9 protein-coding genes are annotated in these 14,421 nt (G+C 39.9%); 4 read left to right on the plus strand and 5 right to left on the minus strand.

The window, feature by feature from the left end; all coding sequences use genetic code 11:
- Positions 1-8 precede the first annotated feature (8 nt).
- Positions 9-2,207, minus strand: coding sequence for a histidine kinase dimerization/phosphoacceptor domain -containing protein (locus tag H6G08_RS30275; protein WP_190549882.1), 2,199 nt, complete (start codon positions 2,205-2,207; stop codon positions 9-11).
- 795 nt (positions 2,208-3,002) lie between these two features.
- Between H6G08_RS30275 and H6G08_RS30280 the strand changes: the two genes are divergently transcribed.
- Positions 3,003-4,289, plus strand: a complete 1,287-nt coding sequence (locus H6G08_RS30280; RefSeq protein WP_190549884.1) for an FAD-binding oxidoreductase — start codon at positions 3,003-3,005, stop codon at positions 4,287-4,289.
- Between the two features lie 157 nt (positions 4,290-4,446).
- Complete coding sequence (locus tag H6G08_RS30285; RefSeq protein WP_190549929.1) at positions 4,447-5,802, plus strand: (Fe-S)-binding protein; 1,356 nt, start codon at positions 4,447-4,449, stop codon at positions 5,800-5,802.
- Between the two features lie 82 nt (positions 5,803-5,884).
- Here H6G08_RS30285 and H6G08_RS30290 read toward each other — a convergent pair whose 3' ends face one another.
- The 4 genes from H6G08_RS30290 to H6G08_RS30305 all read right to left on the minus strand — a co-directional run bounded on the left by H6G08_RS30290 (position 5,885) and on the right by H6G08_RS30305 (position 12,567).
- Positions 5,885-7,246 carry a cysteine desulfurase-like protein gene (locus tag H6G08_RS30290; protein ID WP_190549931.1) on the minus strand — a complete coding sequence of 454 codons (1,362 nt, stop codon included), beginning with the start codon at positions 7,244-7,246 and terminating at the stop codon, positions 5,885-5,887.
- A gap of 177 nt (positions 7,247-7,423) precedes the next feature.
- Positions 7,424-8,326 carry an ATP adenylyltransferase family protein gene (locus H6G08_RS30295; RefSeq protein WP_190549886.1) on the minus strand — a complete coding sequence of 301 codons (903 nt, stop codon included), beginning with the start codon at positions 8,324-8,326 and terminating at the stop codon, positions 7,424-7,426.
- Positions 8,327-8,679: 353 nt separating this feature from the next.
- A complete protein-coding gene (locus tag H6G08_RS30300) occupies positions 8,680-9,579 on the minus strand; it encodes a polysaccharide deacetylase family protein (protein WP_190549888.1) in 900 nt (299 codons plus the stop codon).
- A 600-nt stretch (positions 9,580-10,179) separates the two neighbouring features.
- Positions 10,180-12,567 (minus strand): beta strand repeat-containing protein, encoded by a 2,388-nt coding sequence (locus tag H6G08_RS30305; protein ID WP_190549890.1) that lies wholly within the window; start codon positions 12,565-12,567, stop codon positions 10,180-10,182.
- Between the two features lie 723 nt (positions 12,568-13,290).
- Between H6G08_RS30305 and H6G08_RS30310 the strand changes: the two genes are divergently transcribed.
- Positions 13,291-14,109, plus strand: a complete 819-nt coding sequence (locus tag H6G08_RS30310) for a carbonic anhydrase (protein WP_190549892.1) — start codon at positions 13,291-13,293, stop codon at positions 14,107-14,109.
- Positions 14,110-14,215: 106 nt separating this feature from the next.
- The gene (locus tag H6G08_RS30315) at positions 14,216-14,383 is read left to right on the plus strand and encodes a hypothetical protein (protein WP_190549894.1); all 168 of its coding nucleotides are present in this window, start codon (positions 14,216-14,218) and stop codon (positions 14,381-14,383) included.
- Positions 14,384-14,421 lie beyond the last annotated feature (38 nt).

The following is a 14,421-nucleotide window of genomic DNA, read 5'->3' on the forward strand; positions in this document are numbered from 1 at the left end:
GTCTGCTCCTAGTTTTGTTCGCTGAAGGTTATGCTAAATTTAGCGCCAGAAGAATTATCAAGAGTTATTTTCCCTTCTAATTGATCTACCAGGCTCCAAACTAATTGCAAGCCGAGTGATTCTTGTTTATATATTTCTACATCTTTAGATAAACCTACACCATTATCGCTGACGATTAACGAGTAATTATTTTGTGAGGTTTCGATTAATTCTATACATATAGAACCTGGTTGAGTATTGACAAAAGCATATTTGATGGAATTGGATACCAACTCATTAATAATTAATCCACAATAAATTGCAGTATCAATTTTTAAATAAATTTTCTGAATATTCATTTGGATATGAATTTTCGTATTAATTCCATAGGAACGTAAGAGATTATTAACTATGCTTTGGATGTAATCAGAAACTTCAATTTTGGTTAAATCATTAGCTTGATATAAGATTTCGTGAATTATTGCCATAGCTCGCACTCGATTATGACTATCTTGAAACACTTCTAAAGCTTGTTCATCATTAATATATCTAGTTTGCAATCGTAATAAACTAGAAATTATTTGTAAATTATTTTTCACTCGATGGTGAATTTCTTTTAATAAGATTTCTTTTTCTTTAAGGGAGATTTTAAGTTGATTTTCTGCCTGGATATGAGCGCTAATATCAGTATTTGAGCCAGCAATAAAACTTTCTTTATTTTGGAGATTGCACAGAATTATCCCCCGACTTAAAAACCAAATATAGCTACCATCTTTTTTGAGCATCCGATGTTCAATTTCGTATTTAGATGTGATTCCTTCTAAATAAGCTGTGACAGCATTTTTTACTAATTCAACATCATCAGGATGGACAAATTTTAACCAATGATCGTAAGATTTAGGTGTTTCTTGCTCTGTATAGCCAAGCATGGCTTGTAAATTAGGATCTATATAAATTTTATTGGTTTGAATATTCCATTCCCATATCCCAACTTTTCCTGCTGTAATCGCACGAATATATCTATCTTCACTGACTCGCAATGCTTGTTCTACACGTTGACGTTCGCTAATTTCTTGTACTAAACGGTGATTAGTATTTTTTAATTCTTTAGTTCTTTCCTCAACGCGAATTTCTAATTCTGCTTTGGCTGTTTGCAATGCTTCTTGTGCTTGCTTGCGTTCAGATATATTGCGGATAATGGCGATAATTTGATGGCGGACTGATGGTAATAAGCGTGCTTCAAAAGTTTGATTTATATCCTCGTTAACTAATGCATACTCAATATCTACAAGGGCGTTTTTATGCTGGACATTTAAAAGCGCTTCGATAAATTTATAGCCAATCTTTTCTGGTAAGATATCTTGAATTCTTTTTCCTAAAGAATCTGTTGTTAATAGATAAAAATCGCTAATATTTTTCGTGTAATAGCTCATAATCGTGCCATCATAATCCAGGCGAAGATATAAATCGGGAAAAGCTTGAAATATTTCTTGGAGTTCAGATGTTGTTTGTAAAAGTTGTGCTTCAGTCGTGATGCGATCGCATATTTTTTGCTGTAATCTTTTATTAAGATTTAATAATTCCGCAGTGGCTTGCACAATGTGCTTTTCCTCATCTTCTTCAGCTTTTTTAAAGCTCATTTCTAATGCACAACGCTGGGCAATTTCTAATTGTAAACTTTCCTGGAGTTTGGCTACTTCTGTTTGTAAACCAACAGCTAGGCTTTCTGGTGTAATAATTCCTAACAATTGTCCTTGCTCGTTGACAATTGGTAATTGACGGATGGCATATTCATGCATTAAATATAGTGTTTTATTAGCATCAAAATCTCTTTCTAAAGTAATGATAGGCTCCTGCATAACTTCAACAGCTTTAACTGTAGCCAAATTAATCCCCGAATTAATTAACCGGATAATATCCACAATCGTTAACATACCTAACAATTGCAATTTATCTACTATATATATGCAATCTATGGGCAATTTAGATTGATAATTTTGGGGATTTATTTTCGTAATTTCTACAGGTTTTAATGTAGGTGCTGCTTTACCTGCAACCATTCTTACTTGACGGCGAACGCTTTGAAATTTCTGGGCAGTAACAAACGCTCCACTATCTATATATACAGATACCCCTAATTGTCCCATGCAAATCATAATATCTTGTAATGAAGTGTGAGGAGCAAAAGTCAAAACAGGGCTTTGAATGGCATAGTCTAATACGCGCATAATGGCAACTTCTAAATTACATATTGATAACTAGAACCAGTAGCCTAGTGAAATTTTTAAGCATGGAGAAATTGTTTAAATCTTATTAACCAGATTCTGTCTAGAAGAATTATTGAAATATGTTGCTACTTCAAGATTGCCAGTAATTTCAGCAATCAGTTTTCAAATAAATTAAGCAGGCGAAAGAATTTTGACTGCTACAATTCTCATGGCAGTATTAGATATATAGCAATCTGAATTAATTTTGGCAAAAAATCTCAGTTTTTATAGCATTTGTAGGCATTACCAACCGCAACCCTGATAGGTAAATCATCGCCCTACTTCAGTATGATTTCATAACTCAACTAGTCATCCTACTAATTTATTAGCCATAAAGATACTGCGGTTATGTAGATGTATGTACTGTAATCCAACAGACTTAAAAGATGCTTGATGACCATAATTGATAACATTGCTACCCTGATTCAATAAAGATGCATTTTTCAGTCACATAAAGTTTATATTTGCCAAATTTAACAAAATATAAATTCTTTGATGACACTATCCTGTAGTCAGCTTAAGTCATAATTAATATTATCGCTTCAGGATTTTTACTTAGAAAATACGAATAGTATGAGAGTAAATTTAATAACTTCACCTGATCTAGTGACAATATTTACGTATAGCAACAAAGATTGTGGTTGCATTTGTCAGGGTTTTTTGTTAAGAGAACTGAGTGCCCTGATGTCAAATTACTCAGCAATTTTTTCGGGAACTTAACCAGTAAATTAGAAATAAGGCGTAAAAAATAAACTGATGAATGCGATCGCATCTTATCTAGCATCTATCGTTAATGAAGAAAATGCTGTCTATCCTTGGGAAAATCTCGAACCCAAGCTTAAAGAATCTATCCAAAAGGCAATGGCTGTGGGTAAAACTCCCAGTTGTCTTGTCTACCCCCGTACCCAAGAACAACTAGCTGCCATTGTTGCACAAGCGGCTCGGCAAAATTGGCGTATCCTTCCCTGTGGTAGTACTAGTAAACTTAGCTGGGGAGGTTTAGCACAAAACATTGATGTGGTAGTAAGTACAGAACGCATCAATCGGCTAATTGAACACGCCGTAGGTGATTTAACGGTGACAGTAGAAGCGGGGATGAAGTTTTCCCATCTTCAAGAAATTTTAGCTAAATCTCGCCAATTTCTCGCCCTCGATCCCACCGCACCAGCTTCTGCCACAATCGGCGGTATCGTCGCTACTGCGAATACAGGTTCCCTGAGACAGCGTTATGGTAGTGTCAGAGATCAGTTGTTAGGGATTAGCTTTGTCCGTGCTGATGGTGAAATCGCCAAAGCTGGGGGAAGAGTGGTGAAAAATGTCGCCGGCTATGACTTGATGAAATTATTTACCGGTTCTTACGGCTCATTGGGAATTATCACCCAAGTCACATTTCGAGTTTATCCCCAACAAGAAGCATCCGCAACGGTGGTATTAACTGGCGCAGCTGAAATGATATCTCAAGCGGCGGAGACTTTGCGCGGTTCGGCGTTAACACCCACCCAAGCTGATTTATTATCGACAAAGCTAGTATCTAACCTGAATTTAGGTACAGGATTAGGATTAATCGCCCGGTTTCAAAGTATTAGCGAGAGTGTCAACGAACAAGCCAACCGTTTGTGGGAAGTTGGGCAACAATTAGGATTAAAAGGGATAATATATCAAGCTGAGGATGAAGCTAATCTATGGCAGAGATTGCCAGAACAAATGCATTCTGCTGCCACATCTTTGCCGATTACTTGCAAAATAGGAGTATTACCAAGCACGGCTTTTGAGATTTTAAATCAAGTCGAAGTAGGAATAATTCACATTAGTAGCGGCTTGGGTTTATTGTGTTTAAATAATCAAAAGCAAGCTCTAAAATTGCGAGAAATATGTCAAGTAAACAATGGTTTTTTGTCGATTTTAGAAGCACCAGCAACAGTAAAAGAAAAATTAGATGTGTGGGGATATAAAGGTAATGCTTTAGGATTAATGCGCAAGATTAAATCACAATTTGATAGCAAAAATATTTTCAGCCCCGGTCGATTTGTAGGAGGGATTTAAACAATTCAAAATTCAAAATTCAAAATTCAAAATTAAGAATTCTATTTGACTTTGTCCCCATGACGCCAGTTGCTACAACGGGGGGGGAACCCCCGCAACGCACTAGCTCCCCAATGCCCAATGCCCAATGCCCCATGCCCAATGACTATTGACTAATATGCAAATTTCCGAAAATTCTGTTAATAACACGGCAAGTTTAAAAAATTTACAAGGGTTTGATCCTAATCATCCCCCAGAACCAAAGTTAATTGATAGTTGTGTACATTGTGGATTTTGTCTCTCAACTTGTCCGAGTTATCGGGTATTAGGTAAAGAGATGGATTCGCCTAGAGGGCGTATCTATTTAATGGACGCCATTAATGAGGGAGAAATTGCCCTGAATACGGCAACTGTAGAACATTTTGATTCTTGTTTAGGTTGTTTGGCTTGCGTGACAACTTGCCCTTCTGGGGTGCAATATGACAAGTTAATTTCAGCAACTCGTCACCAAGTAGAACGCAATTATACGCGCAGTTTACCAGATACATTAGTGCGGAAATTGATATTTTCTCTATTTCCTAATCCCGATATTTTGAGAATATTACTTGTGCCTTTGATGGCTTATCAAAAGTTGGGTTTATCGAAATTTGTCCGCGCTACTGGTGTACTCAAAAATATCTCTCCCCGGTTGGCAGCAATGGAATCAATTCTGCCAGAAATTACGCTGAAAACTTTTCAAAATAATTTACCGACGGTGATTCCTGCTAAAGGTGAGAAGCGTTATCGAGTAGGGGTAATTTTGGGATGCGTACAACGGCTATTTTTCTCGCCTGTGAATGAAGCAACGGTACGGGTGTTGACGGCGAATGGTTGTGAAGTTGTCATCCCTCAATCCCAAGGTTGTTGTGCGGCGCTTCCCGAACATCAGGGACAAACCGAACAGGCGAAAGCTTTAGCCAGACAGATGATTGATAGTTTCGCTAAGACTGATGTCGATTTCGTAATTATCAATGCGGCTGGTTGCGGGCATACTTTGAAAGAATACGGTCATATTTTAGCCGATGACCCAGAATATCGGGAAAAAGCGCAGCAATTTGCAGCTAAGGTGAAAGATGCCCAAGAGTTTTTGGCAACGGTGGGGTTAACGGCGAAACTGTTACCCATTACCGATAAACCTGTGAATTTGGTTTATCAAGATGCTTGTCATTTGTTACATGGACAAAAAATTAGCGTTCAACCGCGTCAATTATTGCGCCAAATTCCTGGGGTGAAGTTAAAAGAACCGTTAGATGCAGCTTTATGTTGTGGCAGTGCGGGTGTTTATAATATGTTACAACCGGAAGTTGCTGAAGAATTGGGACAGCAAAAGGTTCAGAATTTGCTGAATACTGGTGCGGAGTTGATTGCTTCGGCTAATCCTGGCTGTACGTTGCAAATTACTAAGCATTTGCATTTGCAGGGTAGGGATATTGCGGTGATTCACCCAATGGAGTTGTTAGATTATTCGATTCGGGGTGAGAAGTTGCTAGCTTAAATATTTTAGAGGGCATGGCACTGCCATGCCCCTACAATTTGTTGCATTCTTTTGGCAAATTGGTATCAATTGACGTTGATGATTACACGGCAATTTCTTTTAAAGCGTGTAATACTCGCTCAACTTCTTCCATTGTGTTGTAGTGGGTGAATCCCAGCCGCACTAAGCCGCCGGTAGCTTCTACGCCTAATTTTTCAGTTAGAGCGATCGCATAAAAATGACCATACCATGCAAATATACCGCGATCGCATAATGCTTTGGCAACTGCTTCCGGTGTTTGTCCCGCTAATCGAAAACCTACTGTAGGAGTGCGGGAAGTAAAGCGTTCTGGGTTGGTAATTCCATATAACTCTAAACCGGGAATCCCTAGCAATCCGGGAATTAATTTATAGCTTAATTCTCTTTCATATTGTTGAATTGCTGACATCGCCGCCACTAAAGCAGCGCGACGGCTATGATAAGCCGATGTAATGGCGGTTGCAGATGGTTCTGGTGTGGTGAGAAAGCTGGGACAGTGGAATTTTTCGATACCTTCTTTATCGGCTTCAATTAAAGCGGAAATTAATTCGTTATCAATGGAAGGTGAAACGTGACAACCAAGTTTTGTTAAATAGTTAATCGCCGCAACTAATCCCGCTAAGGCTTCAAAGTTTAATGTTCCTGTTTCCCAACGCGATGGTACTTCATCGGGCGCTGGTCTAACTTTATACGGGGTAAATCGTGCCAAATGTTCGCGCTTGCCATATAAAATCCCTAGATGGGGGCCAAAGAACTTATACGCCGAACAAGCGAGGAAATCACAACCTAAAGCATGGACGTTAATTGGTGCGTGAGGTACGTAATGAACGGCATCAACAAATACTAAAGCACCTACCGCATGGGCGAGGCGAACCACGGCGGCGATATCGTTGATTGTCCCCACTGCATTAGAGGCGAAGCCAACAGCGACTAACTTTGTCCGGGGATTAATCAACCGTTCCAATTCAGCCATATCTAAGGTGCAATCTTCGTTATGAAAATCTACCACCTTGACAATTACACCCTTTTCTTCTAAGGCATACCAAGAAGAAACATTAGCGTAATGGTCAAGCCGCGTCACAATAATTTCATCACCTGCAAGCAGTTCTCTCCCAATAGCGCGGCTAATGCTAAAGGTGAGGGTAGTCATGTTCGCACCAAATACTATTTCATCACTATGGCATCCTAGCAAATCGGCACTAGCCGCCCGTGCAGCGTTAATTAATGCATCTGTGCGGACGCTGGTAGGGAAAACCCCGTGAGAATTGGCGTTTGACCTCACTAAATAATCGCTGATAGCATCCAGCACCGCACCGGGTACTTGAGTCCCACCGGGGCCATCACAAAAAACTACAGGTTCACCGTTGATAGTTTGTGTGAGGGCGGGAAATTGGGCGCGTATCCATTTTAGGTCTAAGGCTTGCATACAAATCTCCTGGGGTGATTTTTGAGTTGCTTCGCGCGCCATGTTAGTTGTGATTGATTATTGTTTTGCAAGGTTGGTAAGTTCGTAGTCAGGGCTAAAGTCCTCAATACGAAGCGCGCAAAGTTTCATGAATAAAGTAATATTGATGCTGCCCAAGCTAACACAAAAATATTGTTTCTACCCTTGGGTTACGGGTATCGCCACACTTTTTAAAATATTCATTGGCCCTTGCTGCTTGAGGAGTTGCATTTGTTCTTGATTGCGCACTAGTAACGCACCTGCAAATCCTAAAGAATTAACGGAAATGCCTTGGTATTCTTCTTGCGATCGCGCTACGATTAACATCCATTCTCTTGTAGCTAATAAATTATAAGCCGCAGATTGCATGTTATCGTCGATGGCGGTAATACCTACAGCTTGGAGTAGGGCGCGATACAGTTCTAATGTGGTTGTAGCTGACCAACTGGGGTCTAGGGTACCAAAAGCATGTTTAAATGGTAAACCTGGTAAAGTAGCAATTAAATTCTCAACTGTTGCTGCTTTAAATAAAGGCTCAATCGGTACGCTTACACCCGCAGTTGTTAACGGTAACGGAACCATCTGCAAATGTTTGTGTCGTTGACTTGCACCTGCAACCTGACCGCCGTTATAAAACACTAAACCGTCATATTCTGCCAAGCAAGCCCACATCGCCGCAAAATCTTCACGGGTGAGCAAGCTTTCTTGTTCTGCAAAGGCGCGAGTAATAATTAATAAATGATGGTCAACAACATTAAACTTATTTAAAATGCAGACATGAGTATCAGAAATATTCGCAACAAATAAATCTTCGTCATAGGGTAAAAAAGGATTAAAATCTTTACCAGTTACGGCAGATTGTTGAGTTTGTTTCTTCTTGGCTGCATCTTTACGCACAAGATTAGATAAAATCCTCACCAAAAATTTCACCCCATCTTGTTCAACAAACTCAAACTCCGTCGGTATCGACAGCAATGCACCACAATTTAAAGCATATTCTGTCCGTTCTTTAACACTTTGCCATAAAGTACCAGGCTGCAATAATATTTTTTCCTCTGTCATTGCTGATATTAATGTAAGTAGGTCGGTGCAATTAAATATAACTGGCAAAGGCTGTCATTGGTCATTGGTCATTTGTCATTGGTCATTTGTCATTGGTATAAGTTTTGTAATATATAGGACTCCTATTTGATTTTTTAAAAAAACTCAGTACACTTTGATTCTTTCTTCCCTGTTCCCTGTTCCCTGTTCCCTGTTCCCTATACTTGAACCACATTTCTTTAGATGCAGTTCATCATCCTCAAGGCTAATGCTTCTAGTAGAAGAGACTCGGAGGGAGAAATGCATATACTGCAATTACCAAGCAATAGTTTGACAAGCTTCTAGTGACCTGCTAGAAGCTTTTTCTTCCCAAACTATAATTGTTGATGGGGTTGATTCTTTTGATTTTCGTCTTTTTTGACAGCAGGTACAGTTTTTAGGGCTGTCGCTTGTTCTTTGGCTTGGATTTCTAATAATTCTGAACTCGTGACAAATTTATAACCTTGAGCTTTCAGACCAGCAATAATTTGTGGTAAAGCTTTCACAGTGCGAGAACGGTTACCACCGCCATCATGTAGTAGCACAATTGCGCCAGGTTTGGCGCTTCTCAATACATTATTGACCATTCCTGCTACCGATGGTGTATGACGGTCAGCATCACCGCAAAGACTTGACCACATCATAACTGCGTAATGCTGATTTTTGGCATAATCGGCTAATCCATTATTGAGGTAGCCTCCAGGGGGACGGAATAATGCAGTTTTTACGCCTGTGGTTTTATAGATAGCATCTGCTGTGCGGTCAATTTCACTAGATGCCGTTGCTAGATCCATGCGACGATACCAATGATGCCAAGTATGGTTACCTAATTCGTGACCATCAGCTACAACTTGTTTAGCAATTTGGGGATAAGCTTGTACCATTGCCCCAATGAAAAAAAATGTAGCTTTAACCTGATTTTTCTTTAAAATTTCTAATACTTGTGCAGTGTTTTTGGGGCTAGGGCCATCATCAAAGGTCAAAGCAATGAATTTCTGATTTGGTTTGAGCTGGGCGTGATAAATAGCTTTTCCCTGTAATGATTTGGGTACTTCTACTATTAAGTTTTTAGCTAGTGGTAAAGTCTTGGCAGATTGGTTAGTTTTATGAGTTGATTTTTTAATAGCTGCTTCATGGTTTAAGCCACTCTTAAATATGCCTAGAGCTAAACCACTAGTAGCCAAAAAGACTATAGTTATTACTTGTATAAATCGTGAGAACCTGTGGGCAGTCACCTTAACACTCCTTACACTAAAATTCAGAAGCAATAGGGAATGCACTACAGGTTAGCTAAGACGCACAAGGCCAAAGCTTGATAATTGGCTGGCGCAAAAGTTACGTCTGGTTTTCCCCTTTTGCAATCTGGAACTGTTGAATCATAACTTATATTTTTGTTCCTTTTTAACAGTTGAGATCGGGTTAGCTGGAAACTAGGGGTAAGGTAGTCTCAATCAAAAAATTTTCATCGTCATGCATGAAAGAGAAGGAGGAAAAGGAGGGCAAGGGAGACAATGGAGAAATAAACCTTTCAAGTCAGTCAATCACGAGAAAATCTCACAACCAAACATGAAAATCTCTCTCCCCTCACACCTAGCCCCTAGCTAGAGGCTTTTTCATGCTTACAGCAGTTTTCACCTATTTACAGCACATCTGTCGTAGGGGCACGGCACCGACAATCTTTTGGTACATGCAATAATTTTACTGGTGCCGTGCCCCTACAGCGTGGTCTATTTACAGGAAGATGCTGTAAAAAGGTGCGCTGATTTGAAACGCACCTTTTTAACAGGACTTATTGATTGTTAATGACAAACCTTAACGAATATTGCTACTAAGTTCTAAACAATATGAATGTTTAAGCTAACATCGAAACCAGAAAGTTTATTTTCAAGAGTAGCAAATTGCTGCGCGTTAAAGAATAAACCACCTGTAGTTTGGTCATAACTGAACTGACTAGTGGAAGTTGCACCAAAACTAGCGCCAAGAACTTGAATCTTATCTCCTTGTTGGAAACTAAAGTCTTTGATGACATCTATTCCTTCACTCAGAGAGTTAAAGACAAATGTATCAGCCCCAAGTCCACCAGTGAGGATGTCATTACCAGTCCCACCAGTCAAAATATCATTGCCATCTCCACCGACTAGATTATCATTACCTGCATTACCAGTGAGTTCATCATTACCTGCACCGCCTTTGAGAATGTCACTGCTAGCGCCACCGGCTAGAATATCGGCATATTTTGTCCCTGTAATCTCAAATTTCTCAACATTGGTGTAACCAAGTATACCTGTACCAGTGGCGCGGCTGAAAATCTGACTTTGTCCTAAATAACCAACATGAACGCCAGCGCCATTGTCAAATTGGCTATAGTCTGCTCTCAACGTGTCGGTACCTGCACCACCATCAACAGTACCCTGTGTGTCAATTATCACATCGTTGCCAATACCACCTTTGATGGTGTCGAAACCAGCCCCACCATCTAGGGTATCATTACCTGCACCGCCACTGATTTCATCATGACCAGCAGCACCGTTAAGAACATTATTTGCACTACTGCCAGTAATGGTATCATTGCCGCTTGTGCCAATTAAATTTTCGATGCTAATTAAGGTATCTGTGAGGGTAGAATTACCTGGGAACTGAACCACACCGGTTGCTAAATCGGCATCAATTGGCCCGCCATAGAATGCATAGGAAGTAGTGTCAGTGCCCGCGCCACCATTAATGGTATCAAAGCCATAGCCGCCATCTAAGTAATCATTACCATCGCCACCACTGAGCGAGTCATCACCAAATTCACCATACAGTGAGTCATTACCTGATAAACCAGACAGCAAATCATTACCCACAGCACCATTAAGAACATTATTTGCACTACTGCCAGTAATGGTATCGTTGCCGCTTGTGCCAATTAAATTTTCGATGCTAATTAAGGTATCTGTGAGGGTAGAATTACCTGGAAACTTAACCACACCAGTCCCTAGATTGGCATCAATTGGCCCGCCATAGAATGCATAGGAAGTAGTGTCAGTGCCTGCACCACCATTAATGATATCGAAGCCATAGCCGCCATCTAAGTAATCATTGCCATCGCCACCATTGAGCGAGTCATCACCAAATTCACCATACAGTGAGTCATTACCTGATAAACCAGACAGCGAATCATTACCAGCAGCACCATTAAGAACATTATTTGCACTACTGCCAGTAATGGTATCATTGCCGCTTGTGCCAATTAAATTTTCGATGCTAATTAAGGTATCTGTGAGGGTAGAATTACCTGGAAACTTAACCACACCAGTTGCTAAATCGGCATCAATTGGCCCGCCATAGAATGCATAGGAAGTAGTGTCAGTGCCTGCACCACCATTAATGGTATCAAAACCATAGCCGCCATCTAAGAAATCATTGCCATCACCACCACTGAGCGAGTCATCACCTGATTCACCATACAGCCAGTCATTACCAGCAGCACCGTTAACAACATTGTTTGCACTACTGCCAGAAATGGTATCATTACCGCTTGTGCCAATTAAATTTTCGATGCTAATTAAGGTATCTGTGAGGGTAGAATTACCCGGGAACTTGACCACACCGGTTGCTAAATTGGCATCAATTGGCCCGCTATAGAATGCATAGGAAGTAGTGTCAGTGCCCGCGCCACCATTAATGGTATCAAAGCCATAGCCGCCATCTAAGTAATCATTGCCATCGCCACCATTGAGAATGTCATCACCAAATTCACCATACAGTGAGTCATTACCAAATTCACCAGATAGCGAATCATTACCAGCAGCACCATTAAGAACATTGTTTGCAGTATTGCCAATAATGGTATCATTACCGCTTGTGCCAATTAAATTTTCGATACTAATTAAGGTATCTGTGAGGGTGGAATTACCTGGAAACTTAACCACACCAATCCCTAAATTGGCATCAATTGGCCCGCCATAGAATGCATAGGAAGTAGTGTCAGTGCCTGCACCACCATTAATGATATCGAAGCCATAGCCGCCATCTAAGTAATCATTGCCATCGCCACCATTGAGCGAGTCATCACCAAATTCACCATACAGCGAGTCATTACCTGCATTGCCGTTAATGGAGTCATTCTGTGTTCCACCTGTTAAGACATCATTACCGCCGTTACCAGAAATGTTCCATACTAAACCGTCATTAGGTGCGGTAAAGGTATTGTTTTGATTATCACCATTGTATGTAGGCATTGTGATTTCTCCTGTAATTTTTCCCAGTAAATTGTTTGTTTAGGTGAGGTTATAAACCTCTGTTTCAATGTGTGATGGAGTTTAGCGTTAGCTGTTTAACTCCTTGATGAGTTACACGTTGAGGTTTTTGGTTTTATGCAGTGGTTGGGAAAAATAAAACAAAAAAACTCCATCCCCTTGTGGATGGAGTTTTTGGGCATGGAGAATAGGGCATAGGGCATGGCAAAGAGTTACCCATGATGCGTAAAAATTTGCTGCTCATAGCTGGAAGTTTCAACTGGAGCAGAAAAAAAATAGATACTTGTCTGTAACGGGTAATAACTGGCTGGAGTAAGGGAAGCAGAGTGCGATCGCATTTTTGCTACTGGTTAAAATCAAACGCAGAAGCTACTCCTTACCAATTGCAGATTGATTGCAGCTTAAAGCTATAACCACAGAGAGTTGCTTAACAAAACTGCTTCAATCATTTAATAATGAATTTGCCCTTTAATTAATTCCCTGACTGGCGTCAACCTAAAAGCCGAGCAGCAGAGTCAATTTGTTTACAAATATTGTTTAATATAGTTAATGGAGTTATCTCCGTTACCTTTATCATCAGTAAAGTTCAACAGTATAAACCAATTGTAGATTAATTGCATATCTCTACTGACTTAATTCCATAACTGAATTTTCTGACCAGTTTGAAATATTACTTATTCTGTTTGCGTTAATTTAGGTAATCTGATGAAAAAATTGATTAGAGGCTTGCGAGATTTCAAAAGTAGTTATTTTCGTGCTAATGAAGAACTATTTGAGCAACTTTCTCATGGTCAAAAGCCTAGAGTATTATTTATTACCTGTTCTGATTCGCGCATCGATCCCAACCTGATTACACAAGCTGGGTTAGGAGAATTATTTGTGATTCGCAATGCAGGCAACATTATTCCCCCGTTTGGTGCTACTAATGGCGGTGAAGGAGCAACAATTGAATATGCTATTCAAGCATTAGATATTCAACAGATTATTATCTGCGGACACTCCCATTGTGGTGCCATGAAAGGGTTAATGAAGTTAGACAAGTTGCGAGTAGAAATGCCGCTTGTACATGACTGGCTCAAGTATGCAGAAGCAACCCGACAGCTAGTGAACGAAAACTACAGCGACTACGAAGGGGAAGAACTTTTAGACGTAATTATTGCTGAAAACGTACTTACCCAAATCGAAAATTTACGGACTTATCCGGTGATTCGCTCTAAACTCTACCAAGGAAAACTGAGTATTTATGCTTGGATTTATCAAATTGAGGCAGGAGAAGTTTTAGGATACGATCCACAAAATCACGCCTATGTCTTGCTGCAAAATGAGCTTCCCCCATCAGAGATAAATCAGAAGTTAATTAGCCCACCTTTAACTAGCAATGTGGAAATACATTCAAGTGAAATTAAGGAACAGGCGTATAAATTACCTCAGGAAATTCCTAGTTCAGAATATGAATGGTTTCCCATGACAGTACTATCTCCAGAGCAAATGGAGCGAATTTATCGAGGCTCAATGGCAAAGTAAAAATATCAAGTCAACCTAAATTTTTGGGTTTTTTAAAGACGTTCAATCGGACTTTCTGTCAGATAAACAACTAAGTAACCAGATTGCGATCGCATTTTTAGTAAGAATGGATAATAGCGATCGCCTTTCTTCAAGCTACGATGACAAGGTTCACCTCTTCTATCACTTTGGGAAGAGAAAAATAAATGTAGGTTGGGTAGAAGATTGTGAAACCCAACAATACCAAAGTTTTCGGGTGTTGGGTTTCGTTCCTCAACCCAACCTACGCAGCTGAAGGTTTTTGGCGCTAACTGAACTGTATTGGAATATAAG

Source organism: Calothrix anomala FACHB-343, from assembly GCF_014696435.1.
GTDB classification, from domain to species: Bacteria; Cyanobacteriota; Cyanobacteriia; order Cyanobacteriales; family Nostocaceae; genus Aulosira; species Aulosira anomala_A.

Coding starts and splice junctions, on each gene's coding strand:
- H6G08_RS30275 (WP_190549882.1), bottom strand. CDS start 2,207: ATGCGCGTATTAGACTATGCCATTCAAAGCCCTGTTTTGACTTTTGCT.
- H6G08_RS30305 (WP_190549890.1), bottom strand. CDS start 12,567: ATGCCTACATACAATGGTGATAATCAAAACAATACCTTTACCGCACCT.
- H6G08_RS30290 (WP_190549931.1), bottom strand. CDS start 7,246: ATGCAAGCCTTAGACCTAAAATGGATACGCGCCCAATTTCCCGCCCTC.
- H6G08_RS30280 (WP_190549884.1), top strand. CDS start 3,003: ATGAATGCGATCGCATCTTATCTAGCATCTATCGTTAATGAAGAAAAT.
- H6G08_RS30315 (WP_190549894.1), top strand. CDS start 14,216: ATGGATAATAGCGATCGCCTTTCTTCAAGCTACGATGACAAGGTTCAC.
- H6G08_RS30310 (WP_190549892.1), top strand. CDS start 13,291: ATGAAAAAATTGATTAGAGGCTTGCGAGATTTCAAAAGTAGTTATTTT.
- H6G08_RS30295 (WP_190549886.1), bottom strand. CDS start 8,326: ATGACAGAGGAAAAAATATTATTGCAGCCTGGTACTTTATGGCAAAGT.
- H6G08_RS30285 (WP_190549929.1), top strand. CDS start 4,447: ATGCAAATTTCCGAAAATTCTGTTAATAACACGGCAAGTTTAAAAAAT.